The organism is Lunatimonas lonarensis (genome assembly GCF_000390185.1).
Lineage (GTDB): Bacteria > Bacteroidota > Bacteroidia > Cytophagales > Cyclobacteriaceae > Lunatimonas > Lunatimonas lonarensis.
Genome location: NZ_AQHR01000044.1, coordinates 89,290 through 108,500 on the forward strand (window position 1 = coordinate 89,290; position 19,211 = coordinate 108,500).

General features: G+C 48.0%; 9 protein-coding genes. 1 reads left to right on the forward strand and 8 read right to left on the reverse strand.

The window, feature by feature from the left end; genetic code table 11:
• Window positions 1–34 precede the first annotated feature (34 nt).
• Window positions 35–535, reverse strand: a complete 501-nt coding sequence (locus ADIS_RS06935) for a DinB family protein (RefSeq protein WP_010853677.1) — start codon at window positions 533–535, stop codon at window positions 35–37.
• Window positions 536–734: 199 nt separating this feature from the next.
• On the opposite strand from ADIS_RS06935, the gene ADIS_RS06940 reads away from it, so the two are divergent.
• Window positions 735–1,694, forward strand: a complete 960-nt coding sequence (locus tag ADIS_RS06940) for a helix-turn-helix transcriptional regulator (protein WP_010853678.1) — start codon at window positions 735–737, stop codon at window positions 1,692–1,694.
• A 65-nt stretch (window positions 1,695–1,759) separates the two neighbouring features.
• Here ADIS_RS06940 and ADIS_RS06945 read toward each other — a convergent pair whose 3' ends face one another.
• The 7 genes from ADIS_RS06945 to ADIS_RS06975 all read right to left on the reverse strand — a co-directional run bounded on the left by ADIS_RS06945 (window position 1,760) and on the right by ADIS_RS06975 (window position 18,926).
• Window positions 1,760–3,856 (reverse strand): alginate lyase family protein, encoded by a 2,097-nt coding sequence (locus ADIS_RS06945; RefSeq protein ID WP_010853679.1) that lies wholly within the window; start codon window positions 3,854–3,856, stop codon window positions 1,760–1,762.
• A 67-nt stretch (window positions 3,857–3,923) separates the two neighbouring features.
• On the reverse strand, window positions 3,924–4,460 hold the full coding sequence (locus ADIS_RS06950) for a hypothetical protein (RefSeq protein ID WP_010853680.1): 537 nt from the start codon (window positions 4,458–4,460) through the stop codon (window positions 3,924–3,926).
• Window positions 4,461–4,478: 18 nt separating this feature from the next.
• Window positions 4,479–4,922, reverse strand: coding sequence for a lysozyme (locus ADIS_RS06955; RefSeq protein ID WP_010853681.1), 444 nt, complete (start codon window positions 4,920–4,922; stop codon window positions 4,479–4,481).
• Between the two features lie 42 nt (window positions 4,923–4,964).
• Complete coding sequence (locus ADIS_RS06960) at window positions 4,965–5,852, reverse strand: dienelactone hydrolase family protein (protein ID WP_010853682.1); 888 nt, start codon at window positions 5,850–5,852, stop codon at window positions 4,965–4,967.
• A gap of 84 nt (window positions 5,853–5,936) precedes the next feature.
• Window positions 5,937–6,698: a 4'-phosphopantetheinyl transferase family protein gene (locus tag ADIS_RS06965; RefSeq protein ID WP_035805012.1), complete on the reverse strand. Its 762-nt coding sequence runs from the start codon at window positions 6,696–6,698 to the stop codon at window positions 5,937–5,939.
• On the reverse strand, window positions 6,699–13,955 hold the full coding sequence (locus tag ADIS_RS06970) for an amino acid adenylation domain-containing protein (RefSeq protein WP_162141563.1): 7,257 nt from the start codon (window positions 13,953–13,955) through the stop codon (window positions 6,699–6,701). It abuts the gene before it with no gap.
• Between the two features lie 24 nt (window positions 13,956–13,979).
• Window positions 13,980–18,926, reverse strand: a complete 4,947-nt coding sequence (locus ADIS_RS06975; RefSeq protein ID WP_155907224.1) for a polyketide synthase — start codon at window positions 18,924–18,926, stop codon at window positions 13,980–13,982.
• Window positions 18,927–19,211: the final 285 nt, after the last annotated feature.

Sequence of the window (19,211 nt, forward strand, 5' to 3'; positions counted from 1 at the left end):
CCACCCGGGGGAAATAACTTATCGGATGAAGCGCTTAACGTTCCCAGAAATTCGGTGGGGCCACACCCAAATAACGCAAATACACGTAGCCCTGTCCCCGGTGGTGTATTTCGTTATCAATGAAGTACAACAAAGTGCAGTACCCCACATCCTCATATTGACCAAACGCGGTAATGCGTTCCTGAAATCTCTCTTCCGGTACGCGAGGCCACCACTCGTTAATCCTCTCGGTAGTCTCATCCCAAGCGGATAAAAGCTTCTCCTTTGTGTCCAGCCCGGCCAGGTTTTCATCCAGGTTATTCCATTCGTTGGTTGCGAGACCGACCACCCCCGGCCCGGCAATGGCCAGCAATTCCTGAATAATGGCTCCAAAAGGTCTCATCCCCCCTATTCTAAAGGAAAAAAGCTTGTCATCAGGGAAAAGGCCTATAACGCGACGGGTAAGGGATCTGTGTCCCTGCCAATGCGCAAGTAACTGCTGGCGGTCAATTATGGGAGTTTTTGTTTGCGGCACTGATTTTTCCTGTGTTTCCATGATCTGTTTTTTTTGTGGATAGTTGATTATACGTACAAAGAAAGAGAGAGCAAGTGACAGCCCTATGTCAGTAGTCCCGAAGATTAATTCAAAAAAAATTTGCACTGCACGGTATCGCGATAGAAAGCAATGAATACGGCAAACCTACGCGGTGGATAAGTCCAAAAAAGGTACATTTAGGAAACAAAACAACTGCTGGATGAACCGGATTGATCGACTAACCGCCATTTTGACCCAGCTACAGTCGAAACGCGCTGTAAAAGCACAGGAAATCGCCGATCGGTTCCAAATCAGTCTGCGAACGGTATACAGAGACATGCGATCGCTCGAAGAAGCAGGTATACCCATCACGGGTGAAGCGGGGGTGGGATATACGCTCGTAGAAGGATACCGTCTTGCCCCTGTCCAATTCAGCAAAGAGGAGGTGGTGTCACTCTTGATAGCGGAAAAGATAATTGAAAAGTTTACAGATCGGGAGAGCAGTCGCCACTTTCAATCGGCCATGTATAAAATAAAATCCCTACTAAACTCAGGACAAAAAGACCGGGTCGCCAATCTTTCGGAGCAAATCGCGGTGATCAGCAATCCGCATAAGGATCGCGAGCAAACACTTCAATCCCTTTTAAACGCCCTATTGGAGTCAAAAAACGTTCAACTCAAGTACACAAGTTTTTTGGAAGAAGAAACGACCGATCGGGTTATTGAGCCGGTAGGCGTCTACCACGCATACGGGAAATGGTACCTTATCGGATGGTGCCTGCTAAGGCTTGCCTACCGCACCTTTCGATTGGATAGGGTACAGAGCGTTACCTTATTGGACACTATGCGCAGCCGGAATCACCCGTCGTTGAGCGAATACCTTGACCAGGTGGCAAAGGACCAGCTTCTGGAGCGCGTAGTTCTTAGCGTGGAGAGGAAAAACGCAAAATACCTCCGTGAAATGCGCTATCATCACGGATTTGTCATGGAAGAAATAACCGGCAAAACCGTCCAAATGACCTTCATGACTTCCTCGCTGGAGGGTTTGGCCCGGTGGATTCTAACCGTTGCCGACTATGTGGACGTCTTGGAACCCGAGCCACTCACGGAACTGCTCAGAGATCTGCTAAAAAACATGCTACTGCGACTTTCCAAAACCCCGTCAAACAAAAGAAAGTAATTGGCGTTTGCGGGCCTTTTGGACGACCCTATCAAATTCAACCGGCCTTTTAAATGTTACTGCCTTCAATCCCGATCCCTATCTACGACCTCGTAACCTACGACTCGTTGGGTCACATCTACGCCCTGCGTTCCATTCCATGGAATCGTCAAAGCCCATTTGCGGCCATCAACCTCTATATCTACCTCAACCGAATTGGCGTGGTAAGCCACCACGGAGGCGGTTGCATGCGCTCCGACATCCTCAGAGGGCAACAATAACCAAACAAAAGTAGTCGTACCCGGTATTTCGGCTTTGTAAACGGCGGTAGTATTCGGGCTGAACTCATTATAGGACGGACTATACCATCCCTGAATCGTTGGTTCCTCCTGACCTTTGATGAGATCTATCTGAAATTTCATGTCTGCTGCCGGTATGATGCTCAGATTCCCAACCTTCTGATTGGTACGGACAACATTTCCCTCTACCTCCACTGTACAGTCAGGATGCCAATGCCAGAGCGCTTCGATGGTTCTGGGACGGTCTACCTCTATATGATCGACTACCACCCAAAACCGATCTCTTACATACATCATTGAACGGGTATGAGCAGCATTACCCTCCAAACCTGAAAAGGAGTCAAACCTACCATAACCAAAATCATAATCGTCTGTGATTCGTGCATCGGCGTCCGTCAAAGGCTCCGTCGCATGGGTGGGGCCCCGGCCCTGTCCCTTCCCATCTATGAGAATCAGATTATGGGCAGCACTGCTCAGCGCATAAGGCCGGAATTTTTCGGCCACCGCACCTGTATAGGCAAACCTTCCCGAGTCCACCAGCAGGTCTCTACCATACGCTGCGATCGACAAATGTAGTTTATCGTTGTGTTGATGGCCACTTCCCCAAGGCCCCATATCAAAGAAAGACCAGTGGGCATGCTGACCAAATCCATTTCGGGAAATGAGGTGACCCGCCCATGGAAAAAAGAACGAAGGGCTTTGTGCGGGAGCCATGCCCTGCTGCCCGTTGGTAACAATGTACTCCCAGTCTGGCCGATTGAATTTCGCTGCTCCCGCCAGTATCATTGTCCGGTCACTGCCCCGATCCCCGTCATTATTAAGGATGCGGTGTCCATCCGGTCGGACAGCATGGGCAATATAGCCGTACATATCCCTGATGGTGTTTACAAAGTAGTCCGGCATTTCCCGGCCTGCATGGTCGCATATTTCTTTAAAAAGCTCAAAGTTATGGAGGGAAACGTTATGGTAGTGTGAAGCGAGCTCGGTCTGAACACCATCGGGATACACCTGATCCCTCATGCTTTCAACCATTTCTTCGATCCCATACTCCAGCCATGCGCTAGACTGTTTCAATTCGGGAAAATAGGCTGCAATCGTAGCCAATGCCGAAATCTCCATGGTCAACCAGTTATTTGCACCATGAAAGTTTCTGTTGTAATGCGCATGATCCGGAAGACTCCTTAAAATCAGCAAACGGGTAGCATCCGACAGATACTCGCTGTCCCGCATGGCGTAAAAGAGACGGGCCCAAACCTTGGCGCGAGCTGCCACCTCCAGCCCCCGCCAAATAGATTCCGTACCTTTTTCGGCTGGATAGGGCATGCTTGCGAGGATAAAATCCCGTAAAAACTCATCAATGAAACGGGCATATTTACTGTTCCCTGTTTCGAAATAGGCTTTCATGACTGTGGCCAATTGACTGTGTCTATTGGATAGCCATGCCCATTCCCGGTCGTTGTTTGGCCCTTTATAGTACCAGTCCCTGTGGCCGTCGGTACCAATGGGCACCACCCCTCGAACGTTTTGAATAGTAAACACATACTGCAAAATCGTATCCGCCTCCGCTACCTCCGTCGTAGAGTAGGCTGGCAGGTCGCGAACAAAAGCAGGGGCATTTTCGGCCCCTTTAAAATATGTAAGTAACTCATTCGCTGCAGCAACCCATTCCCCACGTTCGTGGGCCGATTTGACCCGTTCCAGCCCCGGGTAGCTTAAGTCAAACGGATCAAACATTTCCTCGACCAATTCGGGATACATCCGGTAAAGCTCATCAACCGTCTGGATATCCTTCCAGCTTTTTTGTGCGAGGATCTTTGCGGGAAAAATAAAAGCCAAACAAGCTGTGGCAAGGGTAATGACTAATGCAAGTTGGGTAGGCTTCATTTGGGTTTTTTGTAATGGGTGGTTTGGTATTGAATGCAATCATGTACTCCGTGACAACGAGAATATATTACCCTTGACTCAAGAGATCTTTCAGTTCTTGGATTATTTCTTCTCCCTCCATTTTCTTCAGTTCAAAGGAATCATCGTTTGATGCGTTGTTAAGGAAATGATTCCAATGTTTTTCCACCTTTTTGAGCGTTCTAGGAGTGATTTCAAATTCCATGTAATCCAAATACCCCTTCGCCAAGGTGGATGCTTTGAAGGTGCCAAAAAGAAATATCCTGAAAATATCCACGAAATGTTCACCAAGGTCAAATTCTTCCAACAAGGAAACAAGCCCTCCGTTCTTTCCCCTATTGGCCGGACGGAGAATTGTGCTTAATAACCGTTCCAATGTTTCTTCCTTGTTTGGCATCAGAAGAAGTGCCTTTACGGCCAGAAAAGCATCGTCCATGTCTTCCAGGTCTAAAAGGTTTAAAAGCCTAGTCCTTACCTCATCTGTACCCACCTTGGCAAGCTTTTCGCCAAAGTACAAGGGGTTCTCTGTTTCTTTTGCCAAAAAGCGCCCAAAAAGGGAATCTACGTCTACGTGGTTGTCGGTCATTGCTTACCGTTGGGGATTTTAAGAATAATAAAGCTTGGACTCTGCCTCTCTACGCCTAACCAGTCCCTGCAAGACTTTCCCGCCCGCTTTGGTCCACTTCATAAACTCATCCTTGATGGTAGGGTCGGCAGGATTGGCATTGACTTTTTTTAGCAACGTAGACCGCTGCAAGTTACCCAATCCCAAATTATACGCAAAACAAACCAATGCGCTGAATTGGTTGTCGTTTAGATTGGCTGAAACCAATCGTTGCACACCTTTGGAAAAGTCGGTCACGATATTTTTAAAAAGCTCATCCGCTCGTTCCCTGGTAATGACATCCCCCATTTTCACAGGTTGGCCATTCTCATACCTTGTATTTCCCCATCCAATGGTTGGGATGCGGGCCGGACACAGATAGGCTTCCAGCCTAAGTCCTTCGAATTCATGCATCAATGAAATGCCTCTGTCATTTAAATTCATGGTCAGCTACTGGTTAACTTGGGACTAGAAAAACAATTAAGATCAAACTAAATATTTCTGAAAGAAACTGACGGTTCTAGACCAAGCTAGGTCGGCTGCCTCCTTGTCGTACCGTGGTGTAGAATGGTTGTGGAACCCATGGTTCACACCGGGGTAAAAATGCACCTCGTAACCCACATTATTCGCCTTGAGGGCCTCCTCATAGGCAGGCCAGCCCTCATTTACACGGGTATCCAACTCCGCATAGTGCAGCTGAAGGGGAGCCTGTATGGTTTTGGTATCTTCTGCAGATGCCTGCCCTCCATAAAACGGAACAGCGGCCCCCAAATCCGGTAAACGGGAAGCCATCATATTCGAAATCCAACCGCCAAAACAAAATCCAACAACGCCTACTTTTCCGGTGCAGTTCGGGTGATTTTTAAGGTATTCGTATCCTGCAATGAAATCCTGCAGCATGTCTTCCCTGTCCCGCTTTGCCTGCATGGTCCTTCCCTCGTCGTCGGTACCCGGATATCCACCGAATGGGGTCAATGCGTCCGGGGCAAAGGCAATGAACCCATCCAACGCTGCTTGATGGGCCGTATCTTCAATGTACGGGTTCAACCCGCGGTTTTCATGAACGACCAAAACGCCGGGTAGTTTACCAGAAGCGTCGGCAGGCCTACTGAGCAATCCTTTCATGGTGCCTGCACCTTTTGGCGAATTATAGGTAAGGTATTCGGAAACAAGTCGGGGATCGTTGAGCTCAAATCGCTTGGCCTGAACATAATTGGGCAGTAAAAACGCCATAATCGCCGAGACGGTCAATCCTCCGACTGCATAAGCAGAGAGTCGGGACACAAAATCCCTACGGTCGATCTTACTGTGTACATACTCGTCGTAGATGTCAAAAATTTCCTGGTTGAGATCTTCTTTTTTGATTGGACTCATAATTGGTTTTGGTAGTGTGGTACAACGTATATCGTCGCTAAAGAGCAGGAATATACACAAAACCAACCAAATATGGTCACCGTATCAAAAAATAATTCGGGACGGATCTGCCACTAACCGACAAAAACAGACCTCAAACATACGATCAGGGTAGGAAATACTGATTCTAGACCCTGTCCCGTAGGTATAACTATGGACAGTCCAATCAGCATCGGGAATACCCTTTGTTGTGAGATCAGCTAGGTGGGTTCCATCCAACGAGGGAACCGCATGAAGGTCGTCTACAAGGCCTAAACCCATCCCTTTTAGCAAGGCTTCCTTTCGTGTCCAAAGCATAAAAAAAGCATCCGCAGAATTGTCTGAATTCACAATGAATTCAGCTTCCTTTGGCGAAAAATAATGCGATACGATGTCCGTAAACCCAAACTCCTCGTTGACAAACTCAATATCTACTCCGAGGGAGCCATCAGCGATGCCTATGGCGATCATGGTTCGGGAATAGCTGACGCTAAAGCAGAGCGGGAAGTCTACCCCCAATTGGGGTCTACCATTCACTCCCCTGCAAAATACAATCTTCGCCGGATCTTCGCCCAAATAAGCCCCGAGCAAATACCGGAGGTAATAACGTCCAACCAAAAACCGCTTTTTTAGCCAAGAAAAGGCAAAGGCATCAGACTTTTGAAGCTGTTCCATCGAAAGTACCTTCCTGTAATCCGCCGGAAGCACTACCTCCCCGGAGTCAACCAGGTAGATGGTGACTCCCCCTTTCAATCTCCTACTTTGGGTCAATTCCTTTTCTTGGAGAAATGTAGGTCCTTTGTCATAAAAACTACAGGATGAGCTCATCTATTCGTCAAGTACCTGCTGAAGGTTTTTTGCCAATAGGTCTACGTTTTCGTCGTTGAACATCGCAACGTGTTCACCTAATGAGGGGATAACCTTGATTTCGTTTACAAAAGGCCTCCATCCCAAATACGTTAGGTCCTTTTCGTAAAAATCCCAGATTCCCGCCCGGAAGAAATAAATGCTTCCATCGTATTTTTGGGCCTTATAGTTCAGTGCAGCCTTCTTATTAACGGCTATGATCCGCTCTTGGGTAGCCAAAATCCCGTCGGCCTCGGTCTGCTGGGAAGTTCCCAAAATACGCATCAAAGCGGCCCGCTTCTTCCTGAAGGAGTTCACCTTTTTGTTTTTGAATACCCTTGGGTGCCTCCATAACAAGTTAAACTCAATATATCGCTTTCCAAGCTCTTCGCGGATTCCGTCAATCACCTTCCCTACCAATCCAGTGGGTCTTTCATGTTGGTTGGCGTAGGTATCAAAAAGTATTAATTTGTCCACCTTCTTCCCCATTCGAACCAACTGCTGCGCCATTTCAAAAGCGATCACCCCCCCAAAGGAATATCCGGCCAGGTTGTATGGGCCGTAGGGATTTTGGTCCAGTATCTCCGACAGGTAATGGGAAGCCATCTCCTCTATGGTTTCAAAGGGTTGGTCTATACCATTTAGCCCCATGGCCTGTATTCCATAAATAGGCTGCTCTGCGTCCATTCTGGAAACCAACTTATAATAGGGGGTCACGTTTAACCCCCCACCGTGAACAATGTAGATGGGCCTTTTGGTACCCTGTGGTTTGATGGGAACCAGTGAATCCCATGCGATACGGTCCTGGTCAGGCTCGAGCAGCGACGCCAGTTTTTCTACGGTTGGATTGTTGAAGAGGGAAATCAACGGAAGGCGTACACCTGTAAGTTTCTCCAGCTCCGCCATTATTTTTATTCCTATCAACGAATAGCCTCCCAATTCGAAGAAGTTGTCCTTGATGCTGATTTCCTTTAGATTCAACCATTTGGACCACACCTGACAGATTAACCGTTCATTTGAGGTACCGGGAGGAAAGTAGGCAGTGCCACGGACCAAAAGCTCAGCTACCTCAACTTGGGGCAGTGCTTTCCGATCTATTTTGCCACTGGAGGTTTTCTTGAAACCGGTCACCAAAACGGCCACCTTCGGATGCATGTAATCCGGCAACCGACTCTTCAATGCATCCCTTAGAAGCTGGGCTTCCTTTTCAGGGAGGTCAAAAACAGAGAAATCAGCAAGTAATGCAGAGCCATCTGACCTTACGGGGTGGTCTAACCGGTCTGATTGGATATAAGCGATCAACTCATTTTGACCTACGGCATTTTTCTGCACTTTGACAACCGATTGAATTACAAACGGAAGACTGTTGATCACGGCCTCGATTTCACCAAGTTCCACTCTGTAGCCCCTGATTTTTACCTGGTCATCCTTTCTGCCAAGAAAAACCAAGGAGCCATCCCAGTTCACCATCGCAGAATCCCCCGTTCTATAGATCCGTTGCTCAACTCCCCTGTGGTCTGTCCAGATCGGGAATTTATCCATGGTAAGCTGTTCTGAGCCTAGGTAACGATCCGCCAAAGACAGACCTGCCACACAAAGCTCCCCTACTTGCCCGAGACCGACTTCATTCAGCTGCTCATCCAATAGGATAATGGTGGTGTTATCGATCGGTTTCCCTATCCCCGGAAGGGCAGGCCAATTGGCGGGATCCCCTTCCAAGCGGAGTTCGGTGACCACATGGGTCTCGGTGGGGCCATATTGGTTGAACAACAGAGCACCATCCAACTGTTGAAAAAATGCCACCACCTGTGGCGTCACCTGCAGCTGTTCCCCTGCTGTCATCACTTCTCGAAGGGATACGGGACACGCCTTACGGTTAACCGCTGCTTCACACAACGACTGCAATGCCACAAACGGCTGAAACAATCGGTTGATGTTCCGATTGATTAAAATCTCCAAAAGTCGATACGCGTCCAGCCTTTCCTCATCAGAGATAAGAACAAGTGTACCTCCGCTGCACCATGTAGAAAATATCTCCTGAAAGGAAACGTCGAAGGTAATCGGCGAGAATTGTACCGTACTCCACTCCGGACTCGAACCAGATCCCTCCAACTGCCACTGGATCAAATTTGAAAGTGCCGTGTAGCCCATGCAAACTCCCTTCGGCTGTCCGGTAGATCCCGATGTATGCAGTACGTATACCATCTGCTCCTGATTTGGTCGCTCAAGCAAGGGAGCATCCTCAAAACCCGCAGCCATCGAATAAATCTTATCACTGGACACTACCAGACCATGTTCAAATTTCCAAGACCTTCGGCTCCTAGAAAAAACCATCTTCAGGTCCGCATGTGCAAGGATCGCGTAGATGCGCTCGTCGGGATAGGAGATATCCAAAGGAACATAGGTAGCTCCCGCTTTCAAAATCGCCAAAACAACCACCATCTGTTCCAGCGATCTGTCCATGTATATACCGATCCGGTCATTTGGACGAATCCCCTTTTCGACCAAAAACCGCGCTAGCTGATTGGACTTTCTGTCCAATTCAAAATAGGTAAGCACCTCATCCCCCATGGAAAGGGCATGACGATCGGGAAAACGGGCAACTACCTCGTCCAAAATCTGTAAAAACCCGTTTTTGAGCGCTTTGGTAGGTCCACCAACTCGTGCAGGCCGAAAACCTGTATCGTAGATCAAGGGTAGCTTCCCCAGGGTCACCGTGGAATCCGAAGCTACTTCCTTGGCAATTTCCATGAAGTTTTTGTGCCACCTTTCAATCGAGACCGGCGAAAAGAGAGCGGTTTGAAAACTCCAATTAAACCAAAAACCCCCCGAAACCTCGTTGATATTAAGGACCACCTCAAAATGCTCATAGGCTCTTGGGTTACTGATCAAACGTACATCTAAGCCCGTATACAAAGGCCCCAACTCCTCCGCCTTTTCGAAATTCATTACAAAAGAAATCATGGGTGGCCTGCTGGCCTCTCTGCTGATAGGTAAATCCTTCAGCATGCTGCCATAGGTATAGCCCTGATGTTGGAAATCCAACAAGATTTCGTCTTTTCGTCTGGCGAGGTAATCCTGAAAGGAAGTGTCGCCGCTCAAGGCCGCTCTCACGGGAAGCATGTTAACACAATGTCCCACCATTTCGAAAAAATCCGGATGCTCCAAATGGCCGGCTACGGGCATACCCGTTATCAAATCAGATTGCCTGCTAACTTTGTAAAGCAAAACCTCCAATACAATCCGTAAAAAGGTCGAGGTATTCGCTCCCAAAAATCCAGCACTGTTACCCGATGGAAAGAGGTATGTAGTCGGAACAAAGAAGTCTAGCCGTTTGCTGTTGAAGCTACGGTTTGGAAGCCGCTCCTGATCAGTGGGCAACTCCAATACGGGAAAACCATCTTCAAACTTCTCCTTCCAATAATTCCCGGTTTCCCGGTAAGCATCGGATTGATAATATACCTGCCTTTCGGAAGCAAATCTACTGTATGCTGGCGGTAAAGCCCCGGAAAGCGGTTCACCTTTGATTAGCTTTTGATAACTATGCCCTAGCTCGCGAAACAAATTATCAATAGACCAGCCATCGCAGACAATGTGATGTACCATAATGGTAAACAGGTGGCTACGTTCCGACGTCTTGATCAATGAAAACCGGGCAAGTGGACCCACTTGAAGGTCAAATAGCTGGTTTACGCTATCCAATTTGAATTGATGGATAAATGCTTCGATCTCTTCCGGCTCCAGACCGGATACATCCGAAAACTGATACGGGACTTTCGCATCGGCTGACACCTCGACCCGGGTGCCATCTTCTGAAAACCTCGCCCGTAGTGACTCGTGCCGTTGAAGATAGGTAAGTGCACGCTCGAATGCGGGTACATTCAAGGATCCCTTCAACTCCAAGGAAAAGGAAAGATTATAGGCCTTATTGGCCTCTACCCCCCCTAGGAGGCAGGCCGCAAAAATTTCTGACTGGGGTTCGGTAGCGTCAAACGTAAGATCTACCATCTCAGGCAGTTCTACCAACGGAACGGTTGGTGTGGGCGAATTGCTTGACGGAGCAAGCCCCTCATCCAGCATATTTGCAGCAAAATCTCCAAACACCGGATACTTAAAGAGGGCAACAACCGGTATCTTCTTGCCCAATACCCCTTCTAATCGGGAAATAACCTTTACCGCCGTGAGTGAATGCCCTCCCAGCTCGAAGAAGTTATCCTCCCTGCTGATCAATGAAACACCCAGCACCTCAGACCAAATCTGCACTAGCTGTTCTTCGCCCGGGCTTAACACCGCTGTATCTTTTGGTTTGGTTAGGAGTGTTTTCTGAGGATTGGGCAGCGCAGCCCGGTCGATCTTTTTATTTGGCGTGAGAGGGAATTCCTCCATCATGACCCAGCCGGCAGGAACCATATAGGGAGGTAAGACCTCTTTTAATTGCTTTCTCCACACATTTTGGAAAGCTTCAAAAAGTCCGGCATCCGCTATTTGTGGCTTGATAAAGGCTACGAGGCGGTCATCTCCCGGACCAAATTCACGCACACCTACGACCGCCTGCTGTATTCCGTCGAGTTTTTGAAGCGCGTATTCTATTTCCTCCAGTTCTATCCTGTATCCACGGATTTTGACCTGGTTATCCAATCGTCCCAAACACAGAAACTCCCCGTCGGAAAGCCCTTTTACCAAATCCCCGGTCTTATACATACGCCCGCCCATGTGAGCTGAAAAGGGATCATGCAAGAATCGTTCGGCAGTGAGCTCAGGTAAGTGGAGGTAACCCTTGGAGACTCCCAAACCGCCAATATAGAGCTCTCCTGGCTCACCATTTCTTACTGGATGGCCGTCGGTATCCAGCAGATAGAATGTCGTATTTCCGATGGGTTTCCCAATGGTAACTCCCCGATCCAACACGGTTATTTTCGCGAGAGAAGACCAGACCGTCGTTTCCGTTGGGCCATAGCCATTCCACAGTTCGCGAACCTTGGGCAGGAGTTTCTCCGCCAAATCTTTCGGCAACGCCTCTCCCGTGGAGACTGCCCGCAATCGGTCGTGGAAATTCCATTCGTCCAATAGCATCAATCGCCAAGTCGGGGGGGTAGCCTGTAAAACCGTGATCTCTTGCTCCTTGATCATCTCAACCAGTCGCCGTCCATCCTTCACCAACTGGCTATCGCCTACTACTACGGTAGCTCCCGACACAAGCGGAAACAGCAGCTCATTGAATGCTATATCAAAGGATATGGTAGACACGGCCAGCCAACGATCCCCTACCGCAAGGCCAAAATCCTCCTTAAGGCTTTGCAGAAGATTGGTTAGATTCCTGTGGGTCACCATTACTCCTTTTGGTCTACCGGTAGAACCCGAGGTATACAGGATATAGGCCACATCTTCCGGGCCAACCAAAATACCCGGATTGTCTGTCCGTTCATTTGCCAATAGGGGAAAAAGGGACTCCAGATCGATGGAAAGCGCCGAGGACGAGATGGACAGTCGATGCTTTTCGTTCACCAAAACCAACTGCGCCTTAGCATTTTCCACCATGTAGCTTAGACGATCCGCAGGGAATTCCGGATCAAGGGGAAGGTACGTAGCCCCAGTTTTAAAAATGGAGATCACCGAAATCAGCATTTCCAAGGATCTATCCACCGCCAACCCTACAACGGTACCTACACCCGCTCCGTTTCCGATCAGGTAATTAGCCAACTGATTGGTAATTTGGTCAAGTGCTTGATAATCGACTTCCTTGGAGCCAAAAGATGCGGCGGGATGTTCGGGATAACGCCGAACTATATCTGAAAAGAACTGTTGGAACGTTTGGTCTAACGCGTAGTCTCTGGGTAAAAAAGTGGAAAACACTTCTGTGTTTTCTACTGCCATCTGTCCGACACCAAGAGATGAAATCAGCAGGGACGAGTCCTCGCAGACCTTTTCAAGAAGCTGTTGGAGGTTTGACATCAACCTACCGATGGTATCCGGATGAAACAAGTCTGCGTTATAGGTCCACTCAAACGAAAAGCCGGAGGCAGACCCCACGACGTTCAGAAAAATCTCGAAATTTTCGTAAGCCCTCGGGTCGTTCGAAAGGGTTGCCTCAAGTCCTTGAAAGTTCAAATCATCCCCTGGATCCACGTCCAAGTTCAGTACAAAGGGAACCAAGGGCACCCTTGAAAAATCCCTCACCCGCTGTATGGATTCCAGCAAGCTACCAAAAGTAAAACGCTGATGATCCAAGTCATCCAGCAACTCGCTCCGCCGCTGCTTTAGATAAGTCAAAAAGCTTTTTTCAGCCGTCACGGAACTTTTGATGGGAAGTAAATTGACACAGTGTCCTACCAGACCAAAATCACCGTGCACCACCTGGCCTGCCGCAGGTAGTCCTATGACCACCTCCGTTGTCTTACAAGCATGGGATAACATTACTTCAATTCCGCTTAGCAGTACATTTACCGCGCTACAACCGGTGTCTTGTACGAGGTTTCGAATTCCGACCGCCGCTAACTCACTAAGCAGGTATACCTTTCTGTCTGCCCGGTAGGTTCTGATTTCCGGACGTGGAAAATCGATGGGTAATGAAATATCTCGAGAATGCCCGGCGAATTTCTTTTGCCAGTACTGCTGTACCAGCCTATAAGCCGGAGATTTCTCAAATTCCAATTGCTGCAAGGCATATTGTGAAAAATCAGGCTCCTGATTAGGTCCCGCAGGATATCCAGCTTGCAATAGCGAGTAATTCTTGCCAAGTTCGCTGGCGATTACATTTAAGGACCAACCGTCACAAATGATATGATGGGCGGTTATATTTAATACGAAATCTTCTTCCCTCTTTTTCAAGAGGGTAAACCGGATCAAAGGACCTTCGAATAGGTCAAAACTGCGCAGCGCATTCTGTTGGTAAAAACCAGAAATTTTGTCCTCCTGTTCATCTACCGGCAATACCGAAAAATCCAGCACTTCAAACTCCAGCTTCCCATCAAGGTTTACCATGACACTCTCCCCGTTTCGGCTTATTCTACTGCGAAGGGATTGGTGGCCTTTTATCAAAATGGCCAGGCTCTGCCTTAACCTATCTACATTCAGTCTACCCCGCATATGGAGCGAGATAGCCTGATTATAGGCTAAATTAGCCGGTTCTCCGCCCACCATACAGGCCAGCCAGATTTCCTTCTGAGGGGCAATCATAGGAAACACCCGCTCAATAGCGTTACCGGCGAATGGATTGAATCCCACCGCCGTTGTCTTCATTTGGTCGTTCATTGCAAAAAAATATTAACTAAGTTGGAAATAACTTCCCGGATTGTTTTCATCTTCCAAAAACCAAGCGGGATTGCCGCTTTGGTCAACTCCCAGCCTGGCATTGGGCACAGGTGGATGGCTCGAGTCTAGGACTACCGAAGCCGTGGGCGATTGGTTAGGTACAGCGATACTGGTTTCTAGGGCTATCTGCTCCCGCAGCAAGGCCAACAATTTCTCTGGAGAGGCATACTCCTCGTTCAGCTGGCGGAAAGATATCGGCACTTCAAAGGCCCTTTTGATAGTAAAGGCAAGCTGGGTCAACAGTAACGAGTCAAAACCCTGCTGCAAAAAAGACCTACCTAGATGGATTTGGTCTATGGAAATACCAGAAGCATTTGATAGAATATCCATCAACTTATCCAAAATGGGATCTGAATCAGCAGAAAGCAAAGCTGGATCCGCAGGTTTATCTGGCCTAGTGCCCGTATTGGTTTGCTCATCCAATTCAATACGCTGATCTGAATAAAGCACCCTGCCTGGCTCTACCCAGCAGCGGATAGTTTCGAAAGCGTAGTGGGGTAATTTGCATGTCCGATTCGGATGCCTTCCGTAAAACGAGTTCCAATCCGGTTGATAGCCGCGCAGCCAAAGCTCTCCAAGAGTTTGCAATACTTTTGAGAGTTCACTATCTCCGCTTTTTCCATCAAGGGTGTGAAAAACGCCGTTCAGTTTACTTCCGATTTGCTGACGTGCCAGCGCACTGGTCACGGTACCAGGCCCAACCTCCAACAGCAAAGGACTATCCAATGTAGCCACTACCTCCAACGCATCGGAAAAAAGAACCGCTTGCCTTAGATGTTTTGCCCAATATGCCGGATCCGTCGCTTCCTCTTCTTTTAACCAACTCCCCGTAACGGTAGAAACGATTGGAATAGTAGGCCTTGATAATGCTACCCCATTTACGATTTCCAAAAACGTTTCCACAATAGGATCCATCATATGGGAATGGAACGCATGGCTCGTCGAAAGCACCCGGTTGGGAATTCCGGATACATCCAACTTCTTAGAAAAATCAGCAATGGCTACGTCTTCGCCTGCAACGACGACCGCCGCCGGGCTGTTGATTGCGGCAACAGAAAGATCCGCAGGAAGCATACCTTTTAGCTCTTCAACACCTTTCCTAACCGACAGCATGCTACCTTTAGGTAGTTCAGAGACCATCTTGCCTCTTAGGCTTACCAAATAAAGGGCGTCTTCCAAACTGAATACACCTGCCAAATGGGCTGCCACAAACTCTCCTATGCTGTGGCCGCACATAACCGACGGACGAACTCCCCAACTCATCCAAAGTTGGGACAAGGCATAGCTGGTGACAAAAATGGCCGGCTGGGTATAGTTGGTAGTGTGGATTTTGTTCGCTTCCTCATCATTTCCGGACTTCGTAAAGATTATGTCCCGGATATCCTCTCCCATATACCTTTCCAATATCAGGGCGCAGGAATCAATGGCTTTCTGATAGACCGGTTCAGACTGGTACAGTTCCCGTCCCATATTGGCAAACTGTGCTCCCTGTCCCGGAAAGGTAAACACCATATCCCCGTGGAGATGGGTCAATTCGTTGGAAAAAATATTCGTAGTCTTAGGATCTGCCAACTGACTTTTCAATTGCCCGATGGAATCAGCCACCAAAAAACTCCTAAAGTTAAAGGCTGCACGCTTGGTGTGAAGGGTGGCTGCTATTTCCTCCAGCGTTGCTTCCGGATGTCGATCCAAAAATTGCAAGAGCCTCGCTTTGTACATCCTAAGGCTGTTTTCAGACTTGGCACTCCAAGAAATCAACTGAAACGGCCTCGAGTTCAAAACAGGTGAAATAGGACGATCATACCCCTGTAAGATCACGTGGACATTGGTGCCACCCACTCCAAAGGAGCTTACGCCGGCCAGCCTAACGGCTTGTTGCTCCCACCTGCGATTGGATGCATTGACGAAAAAAGGACTATGGGCAAAATCGATGGCAGGATTTGGGGTAGTAAAGCCCAATGAAGCCGGAATGATTTTCTTGCTGAGTGCCAAGGCCGTTTTAATGGTTCCTGCAACCCCAGCCGCAGCCGTCAAATGGCCGATGTTACTCTTGACCGAACCGATAGCACAGTATTGTTTGCTATCCTGTACATCAAAAGCTAGTTTTAACCCTTCTATTTCAATGGGATCACCAATGGGCGTGCCCGTACCATGGGCCTCCACATATTGAATATCCATTGGGTCAACATCAGCATCTTCTAGGGCCATCCGTATAGCCCCTGCCTGACCAGAGGAACTTGGGGCAGTAAAACTTCCCTTTCCACCTCCGTCGTTGTTTACGCCAATTCCTTTGATTACTCCATATATGTAATCGCCGTCCTCAACCGCAACTTCAAAATCCTTTAGCAATACCACACCTGCCCCATCATTGAACAAAGTGCCGGTTGATCCATTTTGGAAGGGCATGCAGTGACCGTCCGCACTAAGCATGGATCCCTCTTCGTAAAGATGGCCTACTTTGTAAGGAGAAGCCACCGACGCACCCCCTGCCAATGCCATGCTGCACTTGCCGGAGCGAATCGACTCCACCGCCTGTGCTATTGCCAACAAAGAGGTCGAACAGGCCGAATATACACTTACCGCAGGACCCTTAAGGTCAAGATGGTAGGCTGTACGGGAAGCGATATAATCTTTTTCGTTTACCGTTGCTACTTGAAAAGTACCGACCTGCTGAATCAAATCTGGATGATGCAGCACGTTGTTCAAATAATACCCGTTCGAATAACAGCCGGCAAAAACACCGATTTGGTCGTGACCGTTTTGCGGGAAATAACCTCCATCTTCCAACGCTTCCCACGCTAGCTGCAAAAATACCCGCTGCTGCGGATCCATCAGTGCGGCAAGTTTTGGAGAGATCCCGAAAAAACCGGGGTCAAAGTACTCCACACCGTTAATTATCCCCCTTGCTTTTACGTAGGACGGATCCTTTCTCAGGGAATCCGGTACCGAAGGATCCAACTCATGTTCCTCAAAAAACGTGATCGTTTCCTCACCATTTTCCAGAACGCTCCAAAAATCCTCTACCGTATCTGCCCCCGGAAAACGTCCAGCCATCCCGATGATAGCTATTGCACCACCCGATGTCTTAGTTTGCTCTGATTTAGGGATAGCCCGGTTAGGCTGACGTTGGGGTTCAAAAAAACCGGCTATCCCCGCCACGGTGGGTGTCTGGTACAATCGGGTGATGGGCAAGCGCTTGCCCAGATGATGGGAGATCTCTGCCACCAGTTTTTGGGCCAAAAGGGAATTACCTCCCAATTCGAAAAAATGATCATCCGCCCCAACTTGATCAAACTGAAGCACACTGCAAACCAAACTAGCCAACTGCGATTCGATTCCAGCTTTTGGCTTTCGGAACAGTGTCTTAAGGTTAGGTCGCTTGTGAACAGGTGCCGGAAGTTGCTTTCTATCTACCTTTCCACTGCTGGTGGTAGGAAATTCGTCCAACTGAATAAAAAAGGAGGGAACCATATAATCAGGAAGCGTTCGCAATAGATGCTCACGCAACGCCTCCACCTCCAGTGGCAGTCCCTCCATGATGACATAGGCCACCAGATACTTCTTACCGGCCACTTCTTCCCGCGCTAATACCACCGCTTGGCTGACAGAAGGGATCTGCATCAACGCGATTTCTATTTCGGATAGCTCTATGCGGTTTCCCCTTATTTTGACCTGCTGATCTCTCCTCCCTTCAAATTGGAGGTTCCCATCCGGAAGCCACCTGCCTAGATCCCCTGTACGATATATCCTATGAGATCGGTTCTCTTTATCAACCCATTCCACAAACGAGGCAGCTGTAATTTCCGGGTTGTTCAAATAGCCGTTAGCAACCTGTACCCCGCCCACACATATTTCACCACTATCTCCTGTGGCTACTTCCTGCAGCTGTTCATCCAGTAAAACTATCGACACTCCTGACAGCGGCTTCCCTATACTAGGCAATTCATCCCAAAAGGCAGGATCACCCTTCAGTGCCAGTTCGGTAACATAAATGCAGGTTTCGGTAGGCCCGTACTTATTGTTGAACCTGCACCCGTTCAGCTGCTGAAAAAGAGTCCTAACTGGTGGGGTAATCTTGAGCGTCTCTCCCGCCGTAGTAATCTCTATCAGGCTCTGGGGAAACAACTGAGACCTAGCGGCCTCCTCGGCGAAGTACTGTAGCTCGACAAAAGGGAGGTATAAACGGTTGATTTCCTCCTCAATGATATAGTCCAAAAGAGCCCTGGAATCCAGCCTGAGTTCCTCTCCCAAAAGATAGAGGGTTCCCCCGGTGACCAAGGGAACGAATATTTCATCCAACGAAACATCAAATCCAATATGGCAAAATTGTGCGGTTTTTGAACCGGATCTCGCTTCCGACGTCCTGATATGATGTCCCAAAAAACTGACCAGTCCGGCATGCGGAACGCATACACCCTTGGGTGTTCCCGTGGAACCAGAGGTGTAGAGAATGCACGCATTTTCCTGCCTTGTCACTTTAGTCAAATCAAAACCAGGAGTAGAATGAGTAAAATTCAAAGAAAGCGCAGCCAAACCGAGGTCTTCAAAAAAAACGGATTCCTCTTCCAAACAAACTGCCACCTTAAGATTGGAATTTGCGACTACCTGGGCTAACCGAGCCAGGGGATACGTAGGATCCAAGGGCACATAGGCCTTCCCCGCCTTTAAAATACCAAGAATACCGACGACCAAATCCAAGTTTCTGGTGGTACTCAATCCAATCAGCCCTTCGCCTGGAAACAACCGAAGTATCTCATCGCCGAGTGCCTCAGCACGCTCATTCAATTGGCCATACGTTAGCGATTCTGATCGAAAAACAAGGGCAATCGTATCTCCTTTTCTCCCCGCTATTTTCTCCACCATTTCGTGGATATACAAGTGCTTATCTTCCCTTTCCATAACTCCAATCCTAGCTTTCTGAAAAACAAACCGTTGTAAAGCTAGGAAACCAAAATCACTTTCAAAAATATTTTTTATGTATTTCAAAAAATATTTTTATTATATAATTTTACAATTTTTTTATTTTGTTAAATTTATTTTTTTTTAACATTTAAATAATTTATCTATGTATTAAATCTTTATTTTTAATTAATGATTAATATTTAGGGTTCGTTTTTATGTATTTGAATTACATTTTTTTTGGTTTTTTAGTAAGTCTAACTTCACCTCCATGTAAACCAGAGT